At 72.6% G+C, this 405-nt stretch carries 1 protein-coding gene; it reads right to left on the bottom strand.

Annotation, left to right across the window (positions count from 1 at the left end):
* Positions 1-405: hypothetical protein (locus tag G3I71_RS49130; RefSeq protein WP_203733250.1), on the bottom strand; the 405-nt coding region annotated here is incomplete at both ends.

The following is a 405-nucleotide window of genomic DNA, read 5'->3' on the forward strand; positions in this document are numbered from 1 at the left end:
CATGGTCGACCACGTGGTCGAGGAGACGTGCGGGTGCTCGCGCAGGAACTGGGCGTTGCGCACCGCGTACGACGTCCACAGCACGAGCGCGCCGACGGCGGCCGCGATCCCCAGCGCCCAGTCGGCGCCCGACCTCCCCTGCACGACGCTCTGCCATTCGAGCTCGACGACGTACACGAGCGTCAGGCCGCACACGATGAGCGCCAGCGGCAGCACCAGGCGCGCGAACGGCAGCTCACGGCGCACCCAGTTCCCGGTGAGCGCGATCGAGACGGGCAGCAGGCCGATGATGACCGTCGCGATCGGGGCGCCCGCCCACCGGATCGCCTGCACCAGCAGCGCGTAGTACCCCAGGTGCCCGGTCACCGAGAACACCGCCGCGGTGCGCCACGCGTGCGCCCCGAC

Origin of the sequence: Streptomyces sp. SID12501, assembly GCF_010550245.1 — a bacterium.
In the GTDB taxonomy this organism is placed as follows: domain Bacteria; phylum Actinomycetota; class Actinomycetes; order Streptomycetales; family Streptomycetaceae; genus Streptomyces.